The following is a 24,523-nucleotide window of genomic DNA, read 5'->3' on the forward strand; positions in this document are numbered from 1 at the left end:
TGAGAGAGGGTGCTATTCGGTGGCGTCGCGGGCCAGGTGGATTCCGTTCTCTGCCAGCCACACCGGGTTGAAAGCCTTGCTCAGGTAGTTCGTTCCGGCGTCGGGCGCTATGGCCACCACCACTGAACCGTGGGGTGCGGCCCGCGCCACCCTCAGGGCAGCGGCCACGGCGAGCCCGGATGATGGGCCCAGCGCAAGCCCTTCTTCGTCGAGGAGCCGATGCACGGTGGAGTAGACCTCGTCGTTGGGAATGCGCAGGAAGCGGTCAACAATGGGGCGGTCAAAGGCCTTGGGCCACTCAGCCTGGGGCCAGGAGTTACCCACCCCGTCCACCAGGATCTCGCCGGGGTGTCCCCCACTGTAGGCGGAGCCGTAGGGGTCGGCGCCCACAACTTCAAGATGCCCGCCCGGCCGCGATGCCGCAACCTTCTCCTTCAGGAACCTGCCATTGCCGCTGATGGTCCCGCCAGTTCCGATTCCGGCCACGAAATGCGTCACCAGGCCGTTGGTCTGCTCCCAGATCTCCGGCCCGGTGGTTTGATAGTGGGCCGCGGGATTGGCAGGGTTGTCGAATTGCATGGGCCGCCAAGCACCGGGCGTCCCGGCCGTGATGCGCGCCGCCACGGCGCGGGCGTTCTCCGGGGATTCGGAGGGCGCGCTCCAGTCCGTCAGGACCACGCGCGCACCGTAGCTGTGGAGCGCGGCGAGCTTCTCCTGGGAGATGGTGTCGCCGGTAACCACCACCACGGGATGCCCCGTCAGCCGCCCAATGAGCGCCAGACCGATGCCGGTATTGCCGGAGGTGCTTTCCACAATGGTTGCGCCGGGCTGTAACTCTCCGGAGCGCTCGGCCGCCCGGACCATGCTCAGCGCAGTACGGTCCTTAATGGATCCGCCAGGGTTCTCCGACTCAAGCTTGATGTGGATGGTGCTCCCCAATCCACGGCCCAGCGCCTCCAATTTCACCAGCGGAGTGTTGCCCACTTTGTCCAGGACGGAGGCATCCAGCCCATCAGGCAGCCCCGCCGCCAAGTGGGCGCCATGTCTGCGGATTGCGGTACTCACGTTGTTCCCTTCCCTTCAGCGGTCGCCAATTCCTGCGCCACCACATCGTGCAACTCACGTCGCGCACGCTCCACCAGGTCCGAAGCCGACGGCCGGTCCGCCAGCACATCAGCCAGCCGACCCACTACGGCGCCAGTCCCCTTTCCGAGCGGTTGCGCGGCTCCCGTTTCGAGCAGCAGATATGACGCCGTCAGAGCCTCAATAGCAAGCAATTTCTCCAAAGCGTCCAACGACTTTTCGAGTTGCTGCAACGCCAGCGGCGCCAAGGTGGAGTGGTCCTCGACGTCGGCCGAGAGGGTGGGTGCCCCGAGCGTCGCCGGCGCTGCCAGGAACTTCAGTTCGGACAGCAGTCCCGCTGCTGAGTACCAGAGCAGCCCAGGCAACTCCTCCTGCACAAGGCCTGCGGCCGGTCCGGACTCAGAAACCGCATCCTCCAGGTGCCTGGCGGCAGCTTCCAGATGCCTCGCCCGGATCACCCGTTGTGGCGGATACAACTTGGCGATGCGCCGCTCGCTGGAAATCCCCACATGCGCCAAGGCAAGCCGCAGGCCCTCAAAGGAAAGCGCCAGCTGCATCGGTTGAAAGTTCCCTCCGGACACCATTTGCCCCGTTTCGATATCAACCAACGGATTGTCGCCGCGTCCGTTCAGCTCCACGTTCAACGCAGCGCCGAGCTGTGAAACCAAGGATCGAAAAGCGCCATGCGTCTGTGGTGCAGAACGGAATGACAAAGCATCCTGCACGGATACTTCGGGGCGAACGTCCTCCAACCATCCGCCGCGCAACAGGTAACGTACTTCGGCCGCCGAGTCCTTCTGCCCGTCCACCGCCTTGCCCGCCTGAATAGCGGGCGAAAACGGGCTGAGGTTCCCGCCGGCGTCGTATCTCGCAATGGTTTCCAAGGACAGCGAAAGCGCGACGTCGGCAAGTTCCGCCAGCTGCTGCAGGCGCACCAAGGCGAGGGTGCCGGCCCCCACCGAGTAGGCGTTTGCGCTGACCAGGGCCAGGGCCTCGCCGGGCGCGAGCCGCAGCGGCTGGAGACCGGCGTCGGCGAGCGCTTTCGCCCCGGGCACCAAGGTGCCGTTCGCATCGATCGCTTCACCTTCACCGATGGCGACGGCGGCGACGGCTGCGAGCTGGGTGAGGTCCGACGAGCCGACCGAGCCTTCGCGCGGGATGGCGGGAAGAACTCCACGGTTGAGCATTTCGGCATAGAACCTGGCCGTCTCGGGCCGGACACCGGAGCCGCCACGGCTGAAACCGACGAGGCGGGTGAGAATCACTGCGCGGGAGGAGGGCCGGTCCAGATAGTCGCCCACACCACTGTTGTGGTACCTGACTACCTGAATTTGATAGGCAAGAATCGACTTCTCCTCTACAGCCGTATCGCGGCCCGACCCAAGGAGGGTGTTGAGGCCATAGATTCTCTGCCCGGACGTTGAAGCGCGCTCCAGCACTTCCCGCGACAGGCCAATCAAAGACAACGCATCTTGGTTGAGTTTCACGTGAAACCCCGGATCCAGGGCAGCCTGCGCCACGCTTTCAGGGTCCACCGGCGATGTGCCGATCAGCAGGGTTCTGGACTCGGAGGAAATGGGCTCGGAGGACATCAGAAGTCCAGAAGATTCTGGCGGAAGCCGCCGTTGCCGTAACTCTTCCTCAACAGGCCACGGCGTCGCAGTTCTGGAGTGAGCTTGTCCAGCACTCCGTGCACGGTGACGGGGTCCACGAACCCCGAGAAGAGGAAGCCGTCCCCACCCACGGCCTCGCCGGTCTCCTCGAAGTAGTCCACGATTTCACCAACCGTGCCGATGATCGAATCGCCGGCACCACCGCTGCGTGCCTGAAGGATCTGGCGCAGGGTAGACCCCGGAGGCGCTGCCTTGGCGAAGTGCTCCAACGTGCCTTGGTTGCTGTTGGTGCTCAATTCGGGCAACGGCGCATCGAGGTCGAACTGCTTAAAGTCGATAACGGACAGATAGGAGATCGAGTTGAGCTGGCTGTCGATATCACGCTGGGTGAGCTCCCGGCGCTGCGCCCGCAACTCCTCGGCCTCGGCTGATGAGCCAACCACGGTGGGCTTGAGCACGAAAAGGACCTTGACGTCGTCGGGGTTCCTGCCAGCCTTGGCAGCCTCGGCACGGATGGAATCCCGGTAGGCCTTCATGCCGTCAGCGCCACGCGCCAACGCGATCGCGACGTCGGCGTGCCCACCTGCGAACGCTTTGCCCCGAGGAGAAGCACCCGCCTGCACCAGTACGGGCTCCTCCGGCAGAGGTGCGGTGTTAAGGGGACCGCGGACCTTGAAGAAGTCGCCCTGGTGGTTAATAGGGTGCACTTTGGTGTGGTCGGCGAATCTGCCGGCCTCAACGTCCTCGAGCACCGCGTCAGGTTCCCAGCTCCGCCAAAGCCTCCGTACGACGTCGACGAATTCCTCCGCCTTCTCATACCGAAGGTCGTGTTCAATCTGCTGGTCCAAACCGTAATTCTGTGCTGCCAGGTCACTGCCGGAAGTGACAACGTTCCAGCCCAGCTGCCCCTCGGAGAAGTGCTGCAGCGTGGCCAGCAGCCGGGCGGCTGTGAAGGGCGGATAGAAGGATGCGCTGACGGTCGGCACAATCCCAAGGTGCTTGGTGGCGGACAGAAGGTACGGGACCAGCGCCAAAGGATCATGCTTAGGCGCAAAGGAGGCGTGTGCCAGCGAGACCTCGGCAGTGCCGCCATAAGTATCAGGAACAGTAAGGGAATCCTCGATGATGAAAAGGTCAAGGCCGGATTGCTCGAACGCGCGCACGGCGTCTTGATACAGGGCAGGTTTCTTCCAGTCGTAGCCCAGGCTGTAGGCGGGAGTTCCCCAGCCCTGGACACCGAAACCGTGCCCCACGAACCATCCAAAATGCAGCATGGGCTTGAGTGTAGGGCTGCCTTGTCCGTTCACCGCTACCTGATTTCTTGCGAAGTTACAGGGGGTCGTACTGCGTCAATTATGCTCCCGGGACGTCACATTTAGGCTGCTACTCCAGCATGGGCCGGTTACGCAACATGACGACCGCGTAACCGCTTGCAAGTGCGGGCCGCCGCCGCGGGATGTTACGTTTTTCTTGAGTAATGAGCACCAGCGCCAAGCCCTGACTTGCTGGTCGGCAACCCTCTCTCCGGCGGGGTGCCTCAGGTGACTACTCGGCGTATCGACACTTCGAACTGCAAGCGTGACTGAGGAGCACCAGCCAATGCCTGAACCCACTGAAGAAAAACTCTCCTACCGCCTGATTACAGGTCCGGATACCCGTGAATTCTGTGAGCGGATCACCACGGCCCTCGCCGACGGCTACGTGCTCCACGGCAGCCCGGCAGCCACGTTCAATGGCACGGATGTCATCGTGGCGCAGGCCGTCGTACTGCCCGTGGCCATCGCCAACGCAGACGCCGCCGTCGCGAATGCAGTTGACCAGTTGGAGAACGACGACGACGAAGAAGCATTCGAGGGACACGCATGAGTTACGCAGGTGACCTGACCCCGCAGGACGCGTGGGCCAAGCTTGAAGATGGCGCCATCCTGGTAGACGTCCGCACCGAGGCCGAGTGGGCACACATCGGCATTCCGGACACCAAAGCCACAGAGAACGATCCCCTGTTCATTCAGTGGAACCTCGCCGGCGGCATTCCCAACTCCCGCTTCCTCGAGGACCTGCAGCAGCAGGCACCTGAGGGCGAGGGCGTGGAACTCGTTTTCATCTGCCGCTCAGGCCAGCGCTCCATCTCTGCTGCCATCGCCGCGACGCAGGCCGGATTCACCGCCTACAACGTCCTCGAGGGCTTCGAAGGTGACCCGGACCGGTATGGCGAACGCACCATCAACGGCTGGAAGAACCGTGGCCTGCCGACCAACCTGGGGAACGACTAAGTGACTTTCAATCCCGATGCCGCCAGCTGGAGCCCTGACACCCAGGCAGTACGCGGTGGCCTTGACCGTACCAACTTCCAGGAGACGTCCGAACCCGTTTTCCTGAACTCCGGCTTCGTCTACGAATCCGCTGCCGCCGCCGAACGCGCCTTCACTGGCGAGGACGAACGCTTCGTTTACTCCCGCTACGGCAACCCGTCCGTGGCCACGTTCCAGGAGCGGTTGCGGTTGCTCGAAGGAACCGAGGCTTGCTTTGCGACGGCGTCCGGCATGTCCGCGGTGTTCACCGCCTTGGGTGCCCTGTTGGCTGCCGGTGATCGCGTGGTTGCCGCCCGCTCCCTGTTCGGCTCGTGCTTCGTGATCCTCAATGAGATCCTGCCGCGCTGGGGCGTAGAGACCGTGTTTGTCGATGGTCCCGACCTCGATCAGTGGCGTGCTGCCCTCTCCGAACCCACCACCGCTGTGTTCTTCGAGTCGCCGTCCAACCCGATGCAGGAAATCGTGGACATCGCCGCCGTCAGCGAGCTCGCGCATGCAGCGGGAGCGACCGTCGTCGTCGACAACGTCTTTGCCACTCCCCTGCTGCAGCGTTGCGGCGACTTGGGCGCAGACGTCATTGTTTACTCCGGCACCAAGCACATCGATGGCCAGGGGCGCGTCCTCGGCGGCGCGATCATGGGCACCAAGGAATTCATCGATGGCCCGGTCAAGCAGCTGATGCGGCACACCGGACCGTCGCTCTCCGCGTTCAACGCGTGGGTATTGACCAAGGGCCTGGAGACCATGGGGCTGCGCGTGAACCACAGTTCGGCCTCCGCTTTGAAAATCGCGGAATGGCTCGAGCAGCAACCTGCCATTAGCTGGGTCAAGTACCCCTTGTTGAAATCGCACCCGCAGTACGAACTGGCGGCGAAGCAGATGAAGGCCGGCGGTACTGTGCTGACGTTCGAGCTGCTGCCCTCTTCCGGGCGGTCCGCCAAAGACGCCGCGTTCGCGTTGCTGGACGGTCTGCGCGTCATCGACATCTCCAACAACCTGGGCGACTCCAAGTCCCTCATCACGCATCCGGCCACCACCACCCACCGGGCCATGGGGCCTGAAGGTCGCGGGGCCATTGGGTTGAGCGACGGCGTGGTCCGTTTGTCCGTGGGCCTGGAAGATGTAGACGATCTCATTCTGGATCTGGAGAAGGCCCTCAAACAGGTCTAACCTGTCTCGCATGAGCGGGAATCATCCCTATCGCCGTGCCGGAGCGGTCATCGTTGCCGGCACGGCGATCTGGTTTGCAGGTATTTCGCCGGTGTCGCGCGTTTACATCACCCCCGACGCCGCCGAACGTCTTCGTATGCTTGAGGCCGGCCAGCGTGGCTGGGTTATTGGGCAGCACCTCGCAGCGGCTGGAACCGTCGCGGTGCCGGTGGGATTCGCAGCCTTTGCCGGTCGTCTTCCGGGCGGACGGGCGAAGCGGTGGGCTGTTGCAGCCGCGGCCGCTTTGCTGGCAGGGGCCCCGCTCTTTGTGCCGAGTTTGTCCCGCCGGGCCTCGGACATGGAACGCTTTGCCTACGGCCGGGGATCCAATGCGCCATTCCTCGCTTACTCCGGGCTCCACGTTCTTGCCTTGGCTGCCCTGGGCGGAAGCCTCCTGGCGTCGCCCGCCAAACGATGGATCGGGGTCACGGCCGCAGCCAGCGCGCCCATCTACGGCGCCATCCTTGTGGCCAAGAAGGACATCCCGCCTTTCGTGTTCTACCTGGTCGAGGGCTTGACTGGGGCGTACCTGATGACATGGGAAGAGAGAGACCCCACTGAAGCCTAGGGCCGGCGGACCCTGGTCAGGATGGGCGCCGGATCCTTGTGCGAGTCTGCGGTAGCGCCACGAAGCGTCACCTTCACCGCATGTCCAACGACCGCCCCCAGCGCCTCATTGCTGGGCGGACTCCCCGGCGGATTCTGTGCCTCACGTTGCCGATTGTTGAAACGCTCTGCTGCATCGCGTTGCTCCCGGGCTCCGTTCCCGCGCTCAAGGATGTCCGAGATTCCAGCCTTCACCAGTCCCAGTTCACCTTGGTCGTCCAGGACGGGGCTCAGATAATCCACCAATGCCCAGACCACATCTGCTGCCGGTTGGGGACGGAAGTCGCCAAAGTCCAGGAGGTCTCCGCGAAGTCCCGAATTGCTCGCTTGCCAACTCGCCATCCGCAGCAGGGCCGTCGGCACCGAGGCGGGCTCAACGCCGTCGAGCATTTCCAGGGAAGCGGTCTCAACCAATGCCCTCACAAGCACTGCTATCAAAGCTGCGTCTTCCGAGCGGAGGCACACGTCAGCCACCCTGACTTCCACGGTGGGATGGTTGCGGGAGATGCGGGCGTCGAAATAGATCATGCCCTCGTCAAGGAGCACCCCTGTGTCCAGGAGTCGCTGGACCATGCGCCGGTAGGCAGTCAACGAGCCAAAAACGGCAGAAGGCCCAGACGTTGGCCAACGGTTCCAGGCCTGGATCCGGTAGCTCTCGAAACCCGTGGGCAGCCCACGCCAGTACGGTGAATTGGCGCTGATGGCCGTTAAAACAGCAAGTTTGTCGCGAATGTGATCGAGGACCACCACGCCCTCTTCAGGCGACTCCACGGCAGTGTGCACATGGAAGCCGCACGTCAGTTGCTCGTGGGCCGTCAACCCGAAGCGTTCAAGCATCACGGCAAAGCGCGGATCTGGAGTCGTGTGGGTGTTCTTAGCCAGGGGTGATGTGGCAAGCGCGGCCACCCGGGCGTTGTGTTTCCTGGCACCGTCATTGGCCATCGCACGTCCGCGCCGGATCTGCTGGAGGAGCTCACTGTAGCTATGGCACGGGCGGGTCTGGGTTTCGATTTGTTCCAGCTTCAGTTCGTGGCTCAGCCCCATCCCTGTTTCAGGCGCGGGTTCCGTGCCTGCCAGCAGCGCATCCGCGAGGGCCAAGGGCTCGCCCGTCACAGGATCGACGATGAGTAGCTCTTCCTCCACCCCGAAAGTCCGCATGGCACCATTCTGCTTCATGCGGCCCGGGAAATTCTGCTGGATCATCGCTCCATTGCCGACGTGGCGTCCAGGGAAATCCGGGCTCCACCCCACGTGGGGAGCAGGATGATCCAGCAGAAAAGCGTGTCTAGTCCTGGAAGTACTCCACTTTGGCGCCAATGGTGTTCAGGCGCTCGGCCAGGTCCTCGTAACCACGTTCGATCACGTAGATGTTGCGAAGCTCCGAGGTTCCACGGGCAGCCAACATCGCCAGGAGCAGGCAGGCTGCCGGACGCAGGGCTGGTGGGCAACCGATCTCCGCGGCCCGCCACTTGGTGGGACCGTTGACGTAGATCCGGTGCGGGTCCAGGAGTTGCACCTGGGCGCCCAGCTTGTTGAGCTCCGTCAGGTAGATGGCGCGGTTCTCGTAGACCCAGTCGTGGATCATGGTCTGGCCCTCGGCGTTGCCCGCAATCACGGCGAAGAAGGGCAGGTTGTCGATGTTGAGCCCAGGGAACGGCATGGGGTGGATCTTGTCCTGTGGCGCGTGGAGCTCGGAGGGCTTGGTGGTGACATCCACCAACCGCGTCCTGCCGTTGCGGGCCATGTATTCACCCGAGATTTCCAGCTTCTGGCCCATCTGTTCCAGGGTCGCGAGCTCGATTTCCATGAATTCGATGGGCACGCGGCGTATGGTGACCTCGGAGTTCGTCACGATGCCGGCGGTGATCAGGCTCATGGCCTCGATGGGATCCTCGGACGGGAAATACTCGATCTCCACGTCGATGGCTGACCGGCCCGTGATCTTCAATGTAGTGGTCCCGACGCCCTCGATGGTGACGCCCAAGCCCTGCAGGTAGAAGCAAAGATCCTGGACCATGTAGTTGGGGCTCGCGTTGCGGATCACAGTGGTGCCCTCGCGGTGCGCGGCAGCCATGATCGCGTTCTCAGTGACGGTGTCGCCACGTTCGGAGAGGACGAAGGAACGGTCGTGCCCATCGGCAGGGGGTGCCACCACGGAGTAGAAGCCCGACTTCGCGCCAACCGTGAGCCCGAACTGGCGCAATGCCTGCATGTGTGGTTCAACGGTTCGCGTTCCAAGGTCGCATCCACCGGCATAGGGAAGCAGGTACTCGGCGGTCTCGTCCAGAAGCGGGCCGAGCAGCATGATGACGCTGCGTGTGCGGCGCGCCGCCTCCACGTCCATCGATTCAAGGTCAAGGACCTCGGGCCTGCGGATGCGGAGATCACTGCCGTTGAGCCAGGTGCATTCGACGCCGATGGACGTCAGCACCTCAACGATCCTGTTGACCTCCTCAATGCGGGCCAAGCGACGCAGTGTGGTGGTTCCCCGGTTGATCAGGCTGGCACACAGCAGGGCAACGCCGGCATTCTTACTGCTGTTGACATCCACTTCGCCGGAGAGCGTATGACCACCCTCCACCCGGAGGTGCGTCATCTGCGGTTTGCCGACCTTGACGATGGAGCGGCCGAAGATGGCCTCCAACCGTTCGATCATTCGGAGGCTGAGATTCTGTTTGCCCTGCTCCATTCGGGCGATAGCGCTCTGGCTGGTTCCCAGCTCAGAAGCCAACTGCCCCTGCGTCCAGCCCTTTTCGCTTCGCGCGTTGCGGAGCAGGAGGCCTACATGTTCGGCGGTAGGTTGCGTCATACTCAAAAAAATATCACAAATGAGTTAGAAGCGGACAACAAATCGCTGATTCAGCGGCAAACATCACATGCTACCCGCATAGTGCGATATCTGTAGTTGGAAGCGCTAACGCCAGACGAAACTCCACGTTCCAGCGCCGACGGCCGTGAGTACCGCAGCTGCAGCGATGACGACGCCGCCCAGGAGCACCCAGGCGTCCAGAAGTGAGTAGGTGGATTCCCGGGCCCACGTTCTCTGCCCGCCGCCGAAACCACGTGCCTCCATGGTGATGGCCAGCCGGGACGCCCGCCGGACCGCCTGGACCAGCAGCCCGAAGCTCTGTCCAAGTGTTGCCTTCAGCCGTTGCAGCGGGCTGCCCTGCGAACCCACTCCGCGGGCGCGTCTGGCCATGCCGATGGTCTGCCATTCCTCAGCCATCAACCCCACCAGGCGCATCGCGGCCAGCGATCCAAGGACAAAGCGGTGTGGCAGCCTTGCCTTCTGCGCCAGAGCATCAGCCAGATCGGTAGGATCCGTGCAGGTCATCAGCAGGATCGCTGGCAGCGCTATCGCCAAACCGCGCAGCATGAATCCCAGTCCCAGCTGAAGGGAACCTTCACTGATGGACCAGAGTCCGACGTCGAGCAGTACAGCCCCGCTGTCGGCCGCCACGATTGCGGTGCTCCAGCCGCCAATCGCTGCAGCGATGATAAGCGGCCAGGCGCGCTGCCATAGAAGCCGGAGCGTGAGGCCAGCCAGCGGGAACAGGGCCAGCTCGGCGATGAGGGCAGTCGAAGCGGATACCCAGTCGATCGACAACGCGAGCACCAGCGAAATGAGGAACACGGACACGAACTTCACCAAGGGGTTGGCCCGTGTGAGGAGGGCGTGGTTGCCGCGCAGGTTCAGGGCGTCCCTCATGCGGCACCAGCTTCCTGGTGGGCTGCCTCGTTGTGTGGGTCGGGGACGCGCGGGTCCGGGACGTGCGACGCCGCCGGATCCAGCCGCAGCTCTGTGCCGCCAAGGACCGCACTGAATTCTGCGTCGTGCGTCACGGACACAACCGCGGTTCCAGCATCGAGCAGTTCCGACAGGAAGGATGCCAGTTCGGCCCAGGTGTTCGCGTCCTGGCCGAACGTGGGCTCGTCCAGCACGAGCACCTTCGGATGGGCCGCAAGGACCGTGGCCACGGACAACCTGCGCTTCTCACCGCCAGACAACGTGTAAGGGTTCGCTTCTACCAAATGCGTGAGCCGCAAACGCTCCAACAATTCATCCACGCGTTCTTCACCATGTCCCAGATGCTTTGGTCCGAACATCAGCTCGTCCAGGACCTTGCCCGTGACGAACTGGTGCTCCGGTTCCTGGAACACGGTGCCGATGCGGGAAATCAGTTGATCGGCCTTCCACTTGAAAGGGTCGATTCCCGCTCCCTCGGAAAGTTCGACGGCGGCACTCACCTTGCCGTCCACGGGCGCCAGAAGGCCGGCCAATGTGAGCGCAAAAGTGGACTTGCCGGCGCCGTTGGGGCCCGTGACTGTGAGCGCCCTTCCAGCTCGTACTTGTGCACTGATACCCGATTGCACGGGGAGGGGTGGGATGGTTTTGAAGCGGCGACGGCGTGGCTTTTCACGGGAAACAGCCAGGTCCTGTGCCACGAGGAGAAGTTGGGCGGTGGATTCTTGGCCACCTGACACGGTCCTGCGGGCGCGAGTTGCCGGAACATACCCCGGCACCCACACTCCCGCAGCCATCAACATGGCGCGGGCTTCACTGAGCACCTGATCCGGAGGGCCGTCCAGAAGCACACCGCCCCCGGCCGAGGGTGGCTGGAGGACCACGATCCTGTCCACCAGGTCCTTCCACACGGACACACGGTGTTCCACGACAACCAACGTGGCGCCGGTCTTGTCCAGGCAGCGCTGCACGGCGTCGCGAACCTCAAGCACACCCACTGGATCCAGGTTGGCCGTGGGTTCGTCCAGCAGGATCAGCCCGGGCCGCATCGCCAGGATGCCAGCCAACGCAAGGCGCTGCTTCTGCCCGCCGGAGAGTGCCGCCGTCGGGTGATCCAGTGCCAAACCGCCGCCTGCAGCGCTGCGCAACCCAACGTCGTCGAGCGCTTCATGGACGCGGGCCCAAATTTCATCCCGGGGAACGGCCAGGTTTTCGGCGCCGAACGCGACGTCGTCACCCACCCGGGAGAGCACCACCTGGGTCTCCGGATCCTGCTGCATCAGACCTGCGCGGCCGCGCTGTTCGCGGGGAGCGACGCCGTCGATCAACAGCGAGCCGGTCTCGTCCGAATCGTCTTCCTCGTCACCCAGTACACCGGCGAGGGCATGGAGCAGTGTGGACTTCCCTGCGCCCGATGGACCCAGCAACAGCACACGCTCGTCGGGCTCGATCCGGAGATCGAGGTCCTGGATGGCGGGTGTGGAACGCCCGGCATGCCGCCATCCCCACCCTTGGGCGGTGATGGCGGCAGGCCGGACCTGGCCGCTGCTTTGCTGGTTGCTGCCTTCTTTCGCAGGCATTAGTTGAAGACGGGCTCCGAAGCAGCCTTGCGCGACGCGAAGGAGCTGAGGACGCCCGTCTTGGCCAGCCCGCGGGTGGCAACCCAGGACAGCGCGCCGGCGATGATCGCACCCGAAAGCGTGCAGAAGGCGATGTAGGCCAGCTTGTCGATCGCTTCGTAGGCGATGTTCCAGCCCCAAGGCAGGAAGGAATCGTTCAGACCGCAGAAGAGGCCCGCGCCAGCACCTGCGAGGAGTGCGGCGGACAGGTCGAACTTCTTGTACCTGAACGCAGCGAAGACGAGTTCTGCGCCCAGTCCCTGGAGGATGCCGGAGATGAGGACGGTGGTGCCGTACTGGGAACCCATGATGAGTTCGCCGGTGGCGGCGACGGCTTCGCAGAACAGGGCTGCGCCCGGCTTGCGGATGATGAGCATGCCCAGGACGGCCGGGATCATCCAGCCACCGGCGATCAAACCGGTGAGCGGCGGATACGTGGCGTTCATGGGGATGGATACGATTGCGGCGCCCTGGGACCAGGCCCAGAAGATCACGCCGCCGGCGATGGCAATCAAAGCTGCCACCACGATGTCTACAACACGCCAGTTATAACTGGTTTTCTTCACGCTTGCCGTGGTCATTTTTCTGCCTCCTGAGGTACAGGAGGGGAAAGTGCTCCCCGGAACTCCCGGCCGGCTTGCGCCGCCCGGTTCCGGACACTCTGAGAAGCTCGACTCCCTTGCGCCGGTACTAACCGGATCAGGTTCGAGGGTCTGCGGCTGTCCGCACTCTCAGCGCCCTCGCGTCTCCTGCATCTCTGCAAGGTCCGACGGCGGCGCTCCCCTGTCGTTATAAATCTGCCCTTATGGGCGTGTTTCAGTTTACACCTGTGGGTGTTCGTGGGAGGTGGGGGTTAGTCACAAAACGGTTGGTAACGAGACCTGAGAGAATGATCCAGCAGAATCGACGCGGCAAAGGGGTACTTCATGACGGACCTTCCCACTACGGACATCCCAGTTCCCCCAGCCCGCCTTGCCGCGAGCGTCATCCTGCTGCGGGACACCCCGGGCGGGCTCGAAGCCTTCGTTCAGCACCGGGTTACCACCATGGACTTCGCCGCAGGAATGGTGGTTTTTCCTGGAGGTCGCGTTGATGCCGCAGACCAGGGCGGATGGGATTACCCGGCGGAGTTGCTTGAACGGCATGCTGCAGACTGGCACTTGAGCTCCATCGCCGTCGATCCCGAACACGCCACAGCAAAGTCAGGCATGGTTCTCACGGCTGCCCTTCGGGAGGTTTGGGAGGAGGCCGGACTTGGCCTTGATGCCTCGGACCTGCGCCCTTGGGCCAACTGGGTCACGCCAACGGACATGCCCAAGCGCTTCGACACGTACTTCTATGTAGCCAAGCCTGCTCCGGAAGCAGAACCCCAGCATCAAACCACCGAAGCGTGGCAATCACTCTGGATGCCTGTTGGCGGGATCCTGACGGCTGAAGCTTCCGGTACATTGCAGCTGATGCCACCCACGTATTACCTGCTCAAGGAAATTGCCGGCCTCGGAACAGTGGATGCCGTCTGGGAAGCCGATCACGACGTTGTTCCTGTCCTCGCACCACGCGGTTCCATGGCAGCTTTCCTCAAAGAACGGGAAAACCGCCGCTAGTCCCAACCCACCTGGAAGTGAGGCTAGGCTGGGGGCATGAACCTCTTTTTCAAGCTGCTGGGTGCCGGAGTAAGCCTGGCAGCCGGATTCGTCGGCACCAAGTTGGTCAACAAGGGCTGGGAAAAGGCCACGGGCAACAAACCGCCCACGGGCCACGACGATATGGAAACGAGCCTCCGCTCAGCGTTGTCCTTCGCGCTGATTTCGGCCTTCGTCAGTACGCTCATCCAGGTTTTCGCGAGCCGCGGCACCCAGCGTGCCATCGCCCGCTTCGCCAAGACGCAGGACATCGTCTAGGCCGCGCATAGTTGTTCCAACGCGGGGTCAGTTAGGGTCCCTCACCGTCGTCGGGAGGGAGCTTAAGTGACCCCGCGTTGTTCTAAGTGTCCGGGGTGGAACCGTCGGCGGCTGCCCTTTGGACAACCGCTTCAAGCTCATCCTTGGTGAGCAGTTCGCGGTGCCCATGCTTGGTCCGGTAAGCGGAGCGGCCCACCATATGTGCGGAGACCGGCGCAGTCAGCAGCTGGAAAATCCAGGCCACCACCAGAACCGGCCAAACCCACCATGTGCGCATTTGCAGACCCATGGCTGCAAGCATGAGGAATAGGCCCAAGACCTGCGGCTTGGTTGCCGCGTGCATGCGGCTCATGAGATCGGGAAACCGCAGGAGGCCAATTGCGGCTCCGAGCGACATCAGGGCACCCACCACAAGAAACACGGCCGTCACCGCATCAATGACTGCATCCACTCCGGTCGCTTCAGGACTCATTGCTGTGATCCCTCCGATCCGCTACGAATCGGGCAAATGTTACCGAGCCTACGAAGCCGATTACCGCAAGAGCCACGAGCAACACCAGGTTGTTCAGGTGCCGGTTCATCGCCATGTCGATGGCAAGCGCTGCGCCAAGAATGGCCAGCAGGACGTCCGATGCCAAGACGCGGTCCAACAAGGACGGGCCGATGGCGATGCGGATGATCGCGCCCACCGCAGCCAAACTCAGGATCACCGCCGTTACCAGCAGAACAAGTTCTTTCACAGGGTTGCCCCTTCCATGCCCGCACCGGGTTCAGCCTGGAGTGCGTGGAGTTCCTCGCGCGTTCCCATGATCCGGATTAGCGCGGCCTCGATGTTCTGGACTTCCTGGCGGATCTTAGTGATATCAGCATCCTCATAAATGTTGAGCGCGTGCAGGTAAAGCGTGGACGTCGAGCGGTCCACTTCCACCACCAGCGAGCCCGGAATCAGCGAGATAACGTGCCCGGTTGCCGTGACTATGAGGTCAGAATGGCTGCGCAACGGAACACCGACGACGGCGCTGCGCACCTTTGGACCCTTCACTACGGCCAGGTAGAGGACCAGGAAGCTCGCTGCCGCCACTCTGCCCAGGAACATCAGGGCGAAGGACATGGCGCGCAGCACGTTGAACCTGCCCCCGAGCTCCACTGGCGGAAGGTAGAAGAACTTGGCCACGAGCACGGCGATGAGCGCACCGAACAGCAGGTTTCCCGGACTGAAGTCCCTCCACAGGGCACCCCAGACGATGACCAGCCACACCAGCAGGGGCAGTTCAGTGCGGAAGGAGATCGGTTTACGGCTCATTTGGCAGCCCCTGACTGACCCACCGCTGGTACCTCCGCGGAGTCCCCCAGAACTGAATGGATGTAGGCAGTGCGGTCCAACATGATTTCCGCCGAGCCGTCGGCGAGGTGAAAGAGTGGGCCAGCAAAGACTGTGAGCGCAACACCGAAGGCCACAAGGCCAGCCGTGGAGCCCACCATTGTCCGGGGCAGTACCCCAACATTGCCTGGAGTCTGAAGCACGGGGTCCGGGTACTCGGCGTCCTCGGGCTTGCGCCAAAATGCCCTGTTCCAAACACGCGCAATTGCCAACAAGGTGAGGAGGCTGGTGACGACGCCGCCCACCACCAAAACGATGGCCAGCGGCGTACCCAGTTGCACGCCCGCTTGGAGGAGCCCGAGCTTGCCCAGGAAACCCGAGAATGGCGGGATGCCCGCAAGATTCATCGCAGGGACAAAGAACAGCAAGGCAAGGAGTGGCGAGAGTTTGGCCAGGCCACCCAAGCGGTCAATGGACGACGATCCGCCCCTGCGCTCAATCAGGCCAGTGACCAGGAACAGGCTGGTCTGCACTGTGATGTGGTGCGCCACGTAGAACACGGCAGCGCCAAGCCCCGCGACGGACGACATTGCCAAGCCGAACACCATGTAGCCGATGTGGCTGACCAGGGTGAAGGACAAGAGACGTTTGATATCGCTCTGTGCCAAGGCACCCAGGATGCCCACCACCATGGTTAGCAGCGCCACCACCATTAAGGGCACGTTGAGGGTGTCCCCGGGAAAGAGGAGTGTCTCGGTGCGGACCATGGCGTAAACACCCACCTTGGTCAGCAAGCCAGCAAAGACGGCTGTGACGGGAGCCGGGGCTGTCGGATAGGAGTCGGGAAGCCAGAAGGACAGAGGGAACACGGCCGCCTTGATCCCAAACGCCACCAGCAGCATCACGTGCAGGAGATTCTGGGTTCCTTGATCCAGTTCGGCCAGCTTGATGGCGAGGTCCGCCATAGTGATGGTCCCTGTAGCTCCGTAAATCATGGCGATAGCGATGAGGAACAAGACGGACGAAACCACGGAGACCACCACGTAGGTGACGCCGGCACGGATGCGCGGCCCCGTCCCGCCAAGGGTCATCAGCACATAGCTGGCCGTCAACAGGATTTCGAAGCCCACGTACAGGTTGAAAAGGTCACCTGTGAGGAAGGCGTTGGATACGCCCGCCACCAGGATCAGATAAGTGGGGTGGAAGATCGAGACTGGCGCTTCCTTGTCGCCATCTGCCATGCCCTGGCCGGTGGCGTAGATCAGGACCGCGAGGCTGACAACGGTGGAAACCACGAGCATGAGTGAGGAGAACTGATCCACCACTAACACCACGCCCCATGGCGGCAGCCATCCACCGAGCGTGACGGAAGTGGTGCCTCCCTCCCACACGGACGCCAGGAGCAGGCATTCGAGCAGGAGTGTCGCGCTGAGGATCACAATGCTGACTACCCGCTGCGCAGCCGTATGCCGGATCAGCACGAACGCGAGGGCCGCCCCGAGAATCGGAAGGAGGACGGCCAGTGGCGACAGGTTGGCGAGGTTCACGGGCTGCCTCCTTCCTTGGTCCTTACAGTGTTGGGCTTTTCGGTCGCGTCCGGCTGGGCGCGGTCTTCGGGGCTGGCCGGAGTGATCGCGAACTCCGATGTTTCCAGCGGGACAATGGCGTCGTCTTCCTTGTCGAAGCTGGGAGTCCGGGCTACGCGGCGGTCTTCGATGTCATCCTGTATCTCGTCTTGCCGTGCCAAGGCCCAAGTCCGGTAGATGATGCCGAGCATGAAGGCAGTGACGGCGAATGAAATGACGATCGATGTGAGGATGAGCGCCTGTGGCAGGGGGTCGTTGTACTCACTGGAGCCTGTTTCCTTGTCGAATAAAGGAGCGAGTCCGGCGTACCCTCCCGTACTGAGGATCAGCAGGTTGGTGGCGTTGGCAAGCAGCATCAAGCCAAGCAGGACGCGAGTCAGGCTTCGCTCCAAAATCAGGTAGATACCGCAGGCATACAGGACGCCCATGACGATCAGGAGGGTCAGGTTGATGCTCATGGGTTGCCCTTCCCGGAGGCGGCCGTTTCGGCGGACTCAGACTCGGCGGCTCGGGTCTTTACGGCCCTTGGCACCTTCCCTTCAAAATGTTCGTCGATCTCAGCGCCCAGGCTGCGTAGAACGTCGAGCGCCAGTCCCACCACCACGATGTAGACACCGATGTCAAAGATCGTGGACGTTACGAACTTGACGTCTCCGAATACGGGCAGCCAAAACTCGATGATCGCGCTCTGGAACACCTGGCCGCCGAGGAGGAGCGGCACGAAACCGGACGCTGCCGCCGTCGCTAGTCCTGTCCCCAACAGCGTTCCTGCACTCACTGTCGCCGCTTCACTCAACTCGAAGCGTCCTCCGGCGAGGTAGCGGATGGTGAGCGCGAGGCCTGCGGTCAGACCGCCTGCGAAGCCGCCGCCGGGCAAGTTGTGACCCGCAAGGAGTAGATAGATGGAAAAAACGATCATCGAGTGGAAGATCAGCCGGGTGACCACTTCGAAGATAATGGACCTCCGTTCGGGAGCCAGCGTCCGGCCTGCTACGAGCCAGGCATCGCGGGTAACGTCCGTGAACTTCCTTGCCACGGCCAGCCGGGCACCGTCGCGGGAGTCGCGGTCGACGCCGGTGCGCCGCCCCACGCTACCTTCCGGTACTGCCTCTGAGGTTTTGATGCGATCGCCGCGGCTGCGCACGAAGATCAGGCTGGCAACGCCAGTGGCGGCCACGGCCAGGACCGAAATTTCGCCGAAGGTGTCCCACGCGCGGATGTCCACGAGGGTCACGTTGACCACGTTCAGGCCACCGCCGCCTTCGTAGGCCAGGCGTGGGAATTCAAGGGAGACAGGCGTGGCCACCCGGGCACCCATGGCGTAGATGGCAACGAAGATCATGGTGATGCCGAAAGCAGCACCTACGATCACGCGGATCACCCGGAGGCGGCCACCCGTTCGGTCCCGTAGTTCGGCGGGCAGGCTGCGCATGGCCAAAACGAAGGCCACCAGCACGATGGTCTCCACCAGCATCTGGGTCAGTGCAAGGTCAGGCGCTCCTTGCAAGGCAAACATGAGCGCGATGCCGTAACCGGTGACAGACACCATGAGCACCGCCAGGAAGCGCTTGTTGGCGCGGACAGCGGCCAGCGCGCCCACCACGATGCCCACTCCCGCGATCAACTGCAACGGTGAGTTCGGATCGATGAAATAGATGCCGTCAGGCAACGGTTTGTTGGTCACGAGCAGAGCTGCGAGGGGCACTGCGAAGGCAACCGTGAGGATGACCGTCAGATAGAAATACAGTGAACCACGCTGGGTGCGGCCCGTGACCCACACTGCGACGTCATCCAAAGCGCCAATCGTATGTTGGTAGGCGCGGTCGCCGTCCACCCAATCGGGAACCAGGCCTTGCACGCGTGAAACGACGTTGCGGCCGTAGAACATGGCGGCACCGACAACAAAAGTGATCGCGGTCAGTCCCAAAGCCGGAGTGAGCCCATGCCACAAAGCCAAGTGCCCGGCGTCGACGGCTTCCTCCCCATCTGCGAACAGCGCTGCGTAAGGCTGGATCCAACTATCCACCGGCGCGGGCCACAGTCCGTAAACAATGGTGAGGAAACTCAGAAGGGCAGGCGCAGCCAGGAAGGCGGGCTTGATGGCTTTGAACGGCGTGTGCTCTATACCGGGCTTCGTGGCAAAGGCACCCCACATGAAGCGTGCGCTGTACGCGAAGGTAAGGATTGAACCGATCACGAGCCCGATCAGAATCCAGATGCCCCAGGCAGGTGCGTCATGGCCCATGCCGTAGTGCACGAAGGCTTCAAACACGGACTCCTTGGCCACGAAACCCGCCAGCGGCGGCACGCCCGCCATGGAGGCGGCGGCAATCGCGGCCACCACCCCGAGGGCTCGTGAGGAGCGGAAGACGCCGGAGAGTTTCCGGATATCGCGTGTCCCCGACTGGTGGTCGATGACGCCGACCACCAGGAACAGTGCCGCTTTGAACAAGCCATGGGCCAGCAGAAGCCCAAGCCCGGCAAGGGCGGCGTCAGGTCTGCCCAGGCCCACCACCATGGTCAGGAAGCCGAGCTGGCTCACCGTTCCATAGGCCAGGATGAGCTTGATATCTGTCTGTCGGAGGGCCCTGTATCCGCCAACCAACATCGTGGCCAAGCCGAGGCCGAGGACCATTGGCGGCCACAATTGCGATTCCGCGAAACCTGGCGCCAGCCGCGCGACGATGTAAATACCGGCCTTCACCATGGCCGCGGCATGCAGGTAGGCGCTCACGGGAGTTGGAGCCGCCATGGCACCCGGAAGCCAGAAGTGGAAAGGGACCAGCGCCGATTTGGTCACTGCACCCACCAGGATGAGAACGACGGCGGCCCCCACCATCCCACTTGTGGTGCCGTTAACGAGCGTCCCGGCTTGGTCCAGGATGGAGGAGATCCGGTAGGTTCCTGCCGCTTGGCCAAGGATGATGAGACCCACGAGCATCGCCAGCCCGCCGGCTGTTGTAACCATCAGCGCCTGAAGGGCAGAACGCCGCGCGGCCAGGCGGGTCCGGGCATAGCCGATGAGCAAGTATGACAGGACGGTGGTGAGCTCCCAGAAGATGAACATCATCAGGAGGTCGTCGGACGTCACCAGGCCGAACATGGCACCAGCAAAAGCCAGGAGCTGGGCGCCGAACCCACCGAGCCCAGGGTCCTTGTTCTTGAAGTACCGGGCGCAATAGACCAACACCAGGGCGCCAACGCCGAGGATGAGCAGTGACATGACCCAGGCGAGTGCGTCCATCCTGAACCCAAACTCGAGCTTCAGGTTCGGAACCCAGGGGAATACTTCTTCTATACCGCCGCCGGAATATACGGGGCCATACTGCAGGACCAGCCAAACGAAGGCGATCGCGGGAACCGCTGCCAGGACATAGAAGGCGTTCCGACCAAGTTTTCTGAAGATCAAGGGCGCCACAGTTGCCGCTACAAAGGTGGTGGCGAGAACTGTGATCACTGTTTTCTCCGCAAAGTCAGAAACGAATTGTCAAAAGTTGGAGCAGGCGGTCATACGTTGGGTTCAGTTGGACCAGTTTATCAAGGGGCCCGGACAGTTTTTGGCCGGAGCCGATGGGGCCTGCGAATGAATTCCCACTGCGTTATTCACATAGCGGTCTGTCATCTGCCCGCCACTGTCCGAGTCCCGATAGCATTCAGGCTATGAACGCGGCCGCAGTTCCCGAAGCCTCCCACCCAGCATCCGAGCTTGCCTCCGGACCTGCTTCCTCCAAGAAGGGCCAAATCCTTGCCTGGGCGTCCTGGGACTGGGGCTCGGCTGCCTTTAACGCGATCATGACCACATTCGTCTTCACGGTGTACCTGACCTCGTCTGCCTTCGGTGGAGAGGACGCCGCGTCTGCCGCACTTGGTGCTGCGTTGGCCGTCGCGGGCCTGGCCATCGCACTGCTGGCCCCGGTGACGGGCCAACGTTCGGATGCCGGCGGCCGGCGCAAGCTCTGGCTCGGAGTCAACACCGCTGCCACAGCCGTCCTCACGGCCCTGTGCTTCTTTGTGTTCCCGCAGCCGGGATTCCTTCTTCTTGGTGTCTGCCTGATCGCGCTTGCCAATATCTTCTTTGAGTTCGCCGGCGTGAACTACAACGCCATGCTGGCCCAAATCTCCACACCCAAAAACATCGGCAAGGTCAGCGGTTTTGGCTGGGGCATGGGATACCTCGGTGGGATCGTGGCCCTGTTGCTGGTCCTGCAACTCTTCGTGCAGCCATCTTTCGAATGGTTCGGTGCTTCCACTGACGAATCATTGAACATCCGGCTTGTGGCCATTTTCTCGGCTCTGTGGTTCTTCATCTTCGCCCTGCCCGTGCTGTTCGCCGTTCCGGAAGTTTCCGTGAAGAAGGACACCGCTTCCCTGGGCTTCATCGCGTCGTACAAGCTGCTGCTCCGGCGGATCGTGGCCATTTATCGCACCAGTCCCCACACCATTTACTTCCTGCTGTCCAGCGCGATCTTCCGCGACGGCCTTGCTGCCGTCTTCACGTTCGGCGGGGTGATCGCTGCCGGGACCTTTGGTTTCGAACTCAAGGAAGTTATCTTCTTCGCGATTTTCGGCAACGTCGTCGCAGCCGTTGGTGCCATCATCGGCGGCTTCCTGGACGACAAGATCGGACCAAAGGCAGTCATCGTGATTTCCTTGGTGGGTCTGCTGATCGCGGGCACCTTCATCCTGGTGCTTGGTAACGGAAACTACGTGTTCTTTGGAAACAGCTGGCCTGCCGCCAATACTTTCTGGATCTTCGGCTTGCTGCTGTGCCTTTTTGTTGGGCCAGCCCAGTCTTCGTCAAGGGCCTATCTGGCCAGGCTCGCCCCCGACGGCGAGTCGGGAGAACTCTTCGGGCTCTATGCCACCACGGGCCGGGCTGTCAGCTTCCTTGCTCCCACCCTCTTCACCCTGTGCATCACAATTGCGGCTCCAATTGTTGAAGAAGGTGGAGCCCAGCGATGGGGCATCCTCGGCATCATGGTTGTCCTGCTCGCCGGCCTTCTGGTGATCCTGCCGGTAAAGCCGCCCACCAGGGTGGAAATAGCGGTGGTACCAGAACGTTAACTAGATAAGACCGGCTGAATACGAACGCCGTACCAGACGGTACAACAGAGTTAGGGTGGAGATATGAACGTGGATGAGACTGAACTCCCGGGCCTTGGGATCCGTAAGGATTTCGTCACGGCCTCGGGCCGTCGCATCGGTGTCGTTGAGCTTCGCGAAGGCGAGACAGAGCTCTTCGTGTCCACCTGGGATGACCCGGACACCTGCCAGGCTTCCATTCCCCTCACAGCCGATGAAGCCGCCACCCTGGGCAACCTCCTGGGCGGGCAGCACATCGCCATGCGTCTGGCAGAAGCCCACCGCGAGATACCTGGCATCGTAACCCGCCAGTTCTCCATCACCCCTGATTCCCCATTCGTGAACCAGCCCATGGGCAAAGCCCAGATCCGTACCCGCAGTGGCGTTTCGATCGTTGCGATTATGCGTGAAGGCGAGGTCGTCCCGTCGCCCGCACCCGACGTCGTACTTCACACTGGTGATTTGCTCGTTGCGGTTGGCACCCAGGAAGGCCTCGACTCGGCGGCCGATATCCTCCGCAACGGCTGACCCGCTATGGATCCGCTCGCACTAGCCCTCGTTGAACTGGGGGCCGTCGTCTTCTGCCTCGGTCTCCTTGCTCGACTAGCGGGCCGGATCGGCATGTCCCCCATTCCGCTTTACCTGGTGGGTGGCTTGGCCTTCGGTGCAGGCGGCTTCGTCAAATTGGATGGCATGCATGAGTTTTCGCATCTGTCGGGCGAAATCGGGGTCATCCTGCTGCTGTTGATGCTCGGATTGGAATACACCGCCTCTGAACTCGTCACCGGGCTTAGACGTTCATGGCAGGCCGGTGTCCTGGACTTCGTGCTGAATTTCCTCCCGGGCGCCGGGATTGCCGTTCTTCTGGGGTGGGGTCTTGTGGGCGCCATCGTGATGGGTGGCGTTACTTACATCTCGTCCTCAGGAATCGCCGCGAAGGTCATCACTGACCTCGGCCGGATCGGTAACCGCGAAACTCCCGTAGTGCTTTCCATCCTCGTTTTCGAGGACCTCGCCATGGCCATTTACCTTCCCATTCTTACTGCCATCCTGGCCGGTGTCGGGTTCCTGGGTGGGCTGCAGACGGTGGGCATCGCGCTGGCTGTCGTCACAGTTGTTCTGATGATCGCGCTCAAGCATGGGCACCGCGTCTCCCAAGCCGTTCACAGCGAGAACTCCGAAGTGTTTCTGCTGAACGTGCTCGGGCTGGCTCTTCTGGTAGCCGGGATCGCCTCTGCCCTCCAGGTCTCAGCCGCAGTGGGTGCATTCATGTTGGGCATCGCCATCTCCGGCGCCACAGCCCACAATGCGACCCGCATCCTTGAGCCCCTCAGGGACTTGTTTGCCGCGATCTTCTTCGTTGCCTTCGGCCTGAACACGGACCCCACGTCCATCCCACCGGTCCTGGGCTGGGCACTGCTGCTCGCCGTGCTGACAACTGCCACCAAAATGTTCACAGGTTTCTGGGCAGCCAAACGTGCGGGCATCGCAATGCCTGGCCGCTTCCGCGCGGGAGCGGCCCTGATTGCGCGTGGCGAATTCTCGATCGTCATTGCTGGCCTGGCGGTAGCTTCGGGAGCTGTGCCGGACGAAGTCGCCGCCTTGGCTACGGCTTATGTCCTCATCATGGCCATCACGGGTCCGCTGGCCGCTCGCTTCGTGGAGCCTGTGGTCAAGGCACTCCGCAGGAGCCCCCGCACACCGCCGCGGGCGGCCGAGCGCGCCACGGCCTGACGGGTCAGCGCCGGACGGGTCCGCGCCGGACGGTTAGCGCCTGAGACTCTGGGCCTGACGATTCGCGCCTGAGGCCCGGCCCATTTCCGGCTAGATGGCGGTCTGGTGGAAATTCTGGTGGCTGCGGCTGGCGGTAGGTCCTCGCTGGCCCTGGTAGCGGTTACCGTACTCACCCGAACCGTAGGGGTGTTCCGCTGAGGATGTCAGGCGGAAGAAGCACAGCTGGCCGATCTTCATGCCCGGCCACAACTTGATAGGCAGCGTCGCCACGTTGGAAAGCTCCAGCGTGACGTGCCCTGAGAAGCCAGGATCGATGAAGCCCGCGGTGGAGTGCGTCAACAAACCAAGCCGGCCGAGGGACGACTTACCCTCGAGGCGGGCAGCGATGTCGTCGGGCAGGCTCACTGTCTCGTACGTAGAGCCCAGTACGAATTCACCCGGGTGCAGGATGAAAGGCTCATTGCCTTCCACCTCCACCAGCCGGGTCAGCTCGGGCTGCTCCTCGGCGGGATCGATGTGGGCGTATTTGTGGTTATCGAAGAGCCGGAAAAACCGGTCAATCCGCACGTCCACGGAAGACGGCTGAACCATCGCGGGATCGTATGGTTCAAGGACAATCCGTTGGGAGTCTATTTCGGCACGAATATCGCGGTCAGAGATCAGCACAGCATCAAAAATACCCCATGCCTTGTCCGGGCCATGCATTGTCCGG

The 24,523-nt window shown here is 62.5% G+C and carries 24 protein-coding genes and 2 riboswitches; of the genes, 9 read left to right on the forward strand and 15 right to left on the reverse strand.

Annotated features, from left to right (window positions below; translation table 11 throughout):
* Positions 1 to 12: 12 nt before the first annotated feature.
* The 3 genes from AC1DD5_RS14800 to AC1DD5_RS14810 are packed head-to-tail and all read right to left on the reverse strand — an operon-like array spanning position 13 to position 4,003.
* Positions 13 to 1,065, reverse strand: coding sequence for a PLP-dependent cysteine synthase family protein (locus AC1DD5_RS14800; RefSeq protein WP_477521938.1), 1,053 nt, complete (start codon positions 1,063 to 1,065; stop codon positions 13 to 15).
* Positions 1,062 to 2,675, reverse strand: coding sequence for an aromatic amino acid ammonia-lyase (locus AC1DD5_RS14805; protein WP_477521939.1), 1,614 nt, complete (start codon positions 2,673 to 2,675; stop codon positions 1,062 to 1,064). Before AC1DD5_RS14805 ends, AC1DD5_RS14800 begins: the two co-directional genes overlap by 4 nt.
* A complete protein-coding gene (locus AC1DD5_RS14810; RefSeq protein ID WP_477521940.1) occupies positions 2,675 to 4,003 on the reverse strand; it encodes an NtaA/DmoA family FMN-dependent monooxygenase in 1,329 nt (442 codons plus the stop codon). The genes AC1DD5_RS14805 and AC1DD5_RS14810 overlap by 1 nt, the downstream gene beginning before the upstream one ends.
* Positions 4,004 to 4,169: 166 nt before the next feature.
* Positions 4,170 to 4,281: riboswitch (SAM riboswitch) on the forward strand.
* 14 nt (positions 4,282 to 4,295) lie between these two features.
* Here AC1DD5_RS14810 and AC1DD5_RS14815 point away from each other — a divergent pair.
* Genes AC1DD5_RS14815 through AC1DD5_RS14830 form a run of 4 tightly spaced genes read left to right on the forward strand, consistent with a single transcriptional unit; the run spans position 4,296 to position 6,785 of the window.
* Positions 4,296 to 4,562: a DUF1737 domain-containing protein gene (locus AC1DD5_RS14815; RefSeq protein WP_477521941.1), complete on the forward strand. Its 267-nt coding sequence runs from the start codon at positions 4,296 to 4,298 to the stop codon at positions 4,560 to 4,562.
* Complete coding sequence (locus tag AC1DD5_RS14820; protein WP_477521942.1) at positions 4,559 to 4,969, forward strand: rhodanese-like domain-containing protein; 411 nt, start codon at positions 4,559 to 4,561, stop codon at positions 4,967 to 4,969. Before AC1DD5_RS14815 ends, AC1DD5_RS14820 begins: the two co-directional genes overlap by 4 nt.
* On the forward strand, positions 4,970 to 6,178 hold the full coding sequence (locus AC1DD5_RS14825) for an O-succinylhomoserine sulfhydrylase (RefSeq protein ID WP_477521943.1): 1,209 nt from the start codon (positions 4,970 to 4,972) through the stop codon (positions 6,176 to 6,178).
* Positions 6,179 to 6,188: 10 nt separating this feature from the next.
* Complete coding sequence (locus AC1DD5_RS14830) at positions 6,189 to 6,785, forward strand: hypothetical protein (RefSeq protein WP_477521944.1); 597 nt, start codon at positions 6,189 to 6,191, stop codon at positions 6,783 to 6,785.
* Here AC1DD5_RS14830 and AC1DD5_RS14835 read toward each other — a convergent pair.
* The 5 genes from AC1DD5_RS14835 to AC1DD5_RS14855 form a co-directional block, all read right to left on the reverse strand.
* Positions 6,782 to 7,981 carry a glutamate--cysteine ligase 2 gene (locus AC1DD5_RS14835; RefSeq protein WP_477521995.1) on the reverse strand — a complete coding sequence of 400 codons (1,200 nt, stop codon included), beginning with the start codon at positions 7,979 to 7,981 and terminating at the stop codon, positions 6,782 to 6,784. The genes AC1DD5_RS14830 and AC1DD5_RS14835 overlap by 4 nt on opposite strands.
* Before the next feature lie 127 nt (positions 7,982 to 8,108).
* Positions 8,109 to 9,632: a UDP-N-acetylglucosamine 1-carboxyvinyltransferase gene (locus AC1DD5_RS14840; RefSeq protein ID WP_477514019.1), complete on the reverse strand. Its 1,524-nt coding sequence runs from the start codon at positions 9,630 to 9,632 to the stop codon at positions 8,109 to 8,111.
* 105 nt (positions 9,633 to 9,737) lie between these two features.
* Positions 9,738 to 10,532: an energy-coupling factor transporter transmembrane component T family protein gene (locus AC1DD5_RS14845; RefSeq protein WP_477521945.1), complete on the reverse strand. Its 795-nt coding sequence runs from the start codon at positions 10,530 to 10,532 to the stop codon at positions 9,738 to 9,740.
* Positions 10,529 to 12,148 (reverse strand): ABC transporter ATP-binding protein, encoded by a 1,620-nt coding sequence (locus tag AC1DD5_RS14850; RefSeq protein WP_477521946.1) that lies wholly within the window; start codon positions 12,146 to 12,148, stop codon positions 10,529 to 10,531. Before AC1DD5_RS14850 ends, AC1DD5_RS14845 begins: the two co-directional genes overlap by 4 nt.
* Complete coding sequence (locus AC1DD5_RS14855; protein WP_442003399.1) at positions 12,148 to 12,768, reverse strand: ECF transporter S component; 621 nt, start codon at positions 12,766 to 12,768, stop codon at positions 12,148 to 12,150. Before AC1DD5_RS14855 ends, AC1DD5_RS14850 begins: the two co-directional genes overlap by 1 nt.
* A gap of 77 nt (positions 12,769 to 12,845) precedes the next feature.
* A riboswitch (TPP riboswitch) is annotated at positions 12,846 to 12,982 on the reverse strand.
* Positions 12,983 to 13,113: 131 nt separating this feature from the next.
* Between AC1DD5_RS14855 and AC1DD5_RS14860 the strand changes: the two genes are divergently transcribed.
* Together AC1DD5_RS14860 and AC1DD5_RS14865 are read left to right on the forward strand one after the other, a co-directional pair.
* The gene (locus tag AC1DD5_RS14860; RefSeq protein ID WP_477521947.1) at positions 13,114 to 13,791 is read left to right on the forward strand and encodes an NUDIX hydrolase; all 678 of its coding nucleotides are present in this window, start codon (positions 13,114 to 13,116) and stop codon (positions 13,789 to 13,791) included.
* Positions 13,792 to 13,827: 36 nt separating this feature from the next.
* A complete protein-coding gene (locus tag AC1DD5_RS14865) occupies positions 13,828 to 14,088 on the forward strand; it encodes a DUF4235 domain-containing protein (protein ID WP_216926797.1) in 261 nt (86 codons plus the stop codon).
* 82 nt (positions 14,089 to 14,170) lie between these two features.
* Here AC1DD5_RS14865 and mnhG read toward each other — a convergent pair whose 3' ends face one another.
* The 6 genes from mnhG to AC1DD5_RS14895 are packed head-to-tail and all read right to left on the reverse strand — an operon-like array spanning position 14,171 to position 20,452.
* The gene (gene mnhG / locus AC1DD5_RS14870; RefSeq protein ID WP_442015963.1) at positions 14,171 to 14,560 is read right to left on the reverse strand and encodes a monovalent cation/H(+) antiporter subunit G; all 390 of its coding nucleotides are present in this window, start codon (positions 14,558 to 14,560) and stop codon (positions 14,171 to 14,173) included.
* Positions 14,550 to 14,828: an MrpF/PhaF family protein gene (locus tag AC1DD5_RS14875; protein ID WP_442006066.1), complete on the reverse strand. Its 279-nt coding sequence runs from the start codon at positions 14,826 to 14,828 to the stop codon at positions 14,550 to 14,552. The genes mnhG and AC1DD5_RS14875 overlap by 11 nt, the downstream gene beginning before the upstream one ends.
* Complete coding sequence (locus tag AC1DD5_RS14880) at positions 14,825 to 15,391, reverse strand: Na+/H+ antiporter subunit E (RefSeq protein WP_442015961.1); 567 nt, start codon at positions 15,389 to 15,391, stop codon at positions 14,825 to 14,827. The genes AC1DD5_RS14875 and AC1DD5_RS14880 overlap by 4 nt, the downstream gene beginning before the upstream one ends.
* The gene (locus AC1DD5_RS14885) at positions 15,388 to 16,956 is read right to left on the reverse strand and encodes a Na+/H+ antiporter subunit D (RefSeq protein ID WP_442006068.1); all 1,569 of its coding nucleotides are present in this window, start codon (positions 16,954 to 16,956) and stop codon (positions 15,388 to 15,390) included. Before AC1DD5_RS14885 ends, AC1DD5_RS14880 begins: the two co-directional genes overlap by 4 nt.
* Complete coding sequence (locus AC1DD5_RS14890; RefSeq protein ID WP_442006069.1) at positions 16,953 to 17,453, reverse strand: Na(+)/H(+) antiporter subunit C; 501 nt, start codon at positions 17,451 to 17,453, stop codon at positions 16,953 to 16,955. Before AC1DD5_RS14890 ends, AC1DD5_RS14885 begins: the two co-directional genes overlap by 4 nt.
* Positions 17,450 to 20,452: a Na+/H+ antiporter subunit A gene (locus AC1DD5_RS14895; RefSeq protein ID WP_477521948.1), complete on the reverse strand. Its 3,003-nt coding sequence runs from the start codon at positions 20,450 to 20,452 to the stop codon at positions 17,450 to 17,452. The genes AC1DD5_RS14890 and AC1DD5_RS14895 overlap by 4 nt, the downstream gene beginning before the upstream one ends.
* A 203-nt stretch (positions 20,453 to 20,655) precedes the next feature.
* Here AC1DD5_RS14895 and AC1DD5_RS14900 point away from each other — a divergent pair, with 203 nt between their 5' ends.
* From AC1DD5_RS14900 to AC1DD5_RS14910, 3 genes are all read left to right on the forward strand, one after another.
* A complete protein-coding gene (locus AC1DD5_RS14900; protein ID WP_442006071.1) occupies positions 20,656 to 22,059 on the forward strand; it encodes an MFS transporter in 1,404 nt (467 codons plus the stop codon).
* Between the two features lie 63 nt (positions 22,060 to 22,122).
* Complete coding sequence (locus tag AC1DD5_RS14905; protein ID WP_442006072.1) at positions 22,123 to 22,605, forward strand: cation:proton antiporter regulatory subunit; 483 nt, start codon at positions 22,123 to 22,125, stop codon at positions 22,603 to 22,605.
* A 6-nt stretch (positions 22,606 to 22,611) separates the two neighbouring features.
* Positions 22,612 to 23,811 carry a cation:proton antiporter gene (locus AC1DD5_RS14910; RefSeq protein WP_442006073.1) on the forward strand — a complete coding sequence of 400 codons (1,200 nt, stop codon included), beginning with the start codon at positions 22,612 to 22,614 and terminating at the stop codon, positions 23,809 to 23,811.
* A gap of 90 nt (positions 23,812 to 23,901) precedes the next feature.
* Here the strand turns inward: AC1DD5_RS14910 and dcd are convergent, their stop codons facing one another.
* Positions 23,902 to 24,477 carry a dCTP deaminase gene (gene dcd, locus AC1DD5_RS14915; RefSeq protein ID WP_477521996.1) on the reverse strand — a complete coding sequence of 192 codons (576 nt, stop codon included), beginning with the start codon at positions 24,475 to 24,477 and terminating at the stop codon, positions 23,902 to 23,904.
* Between the last annotated feature and the right edge of the window lie 46 nt (positions 24,478 to 24,523).

This window comes from Paenarthrobacter sp. 10L420, from assembly GCF_056395385.1.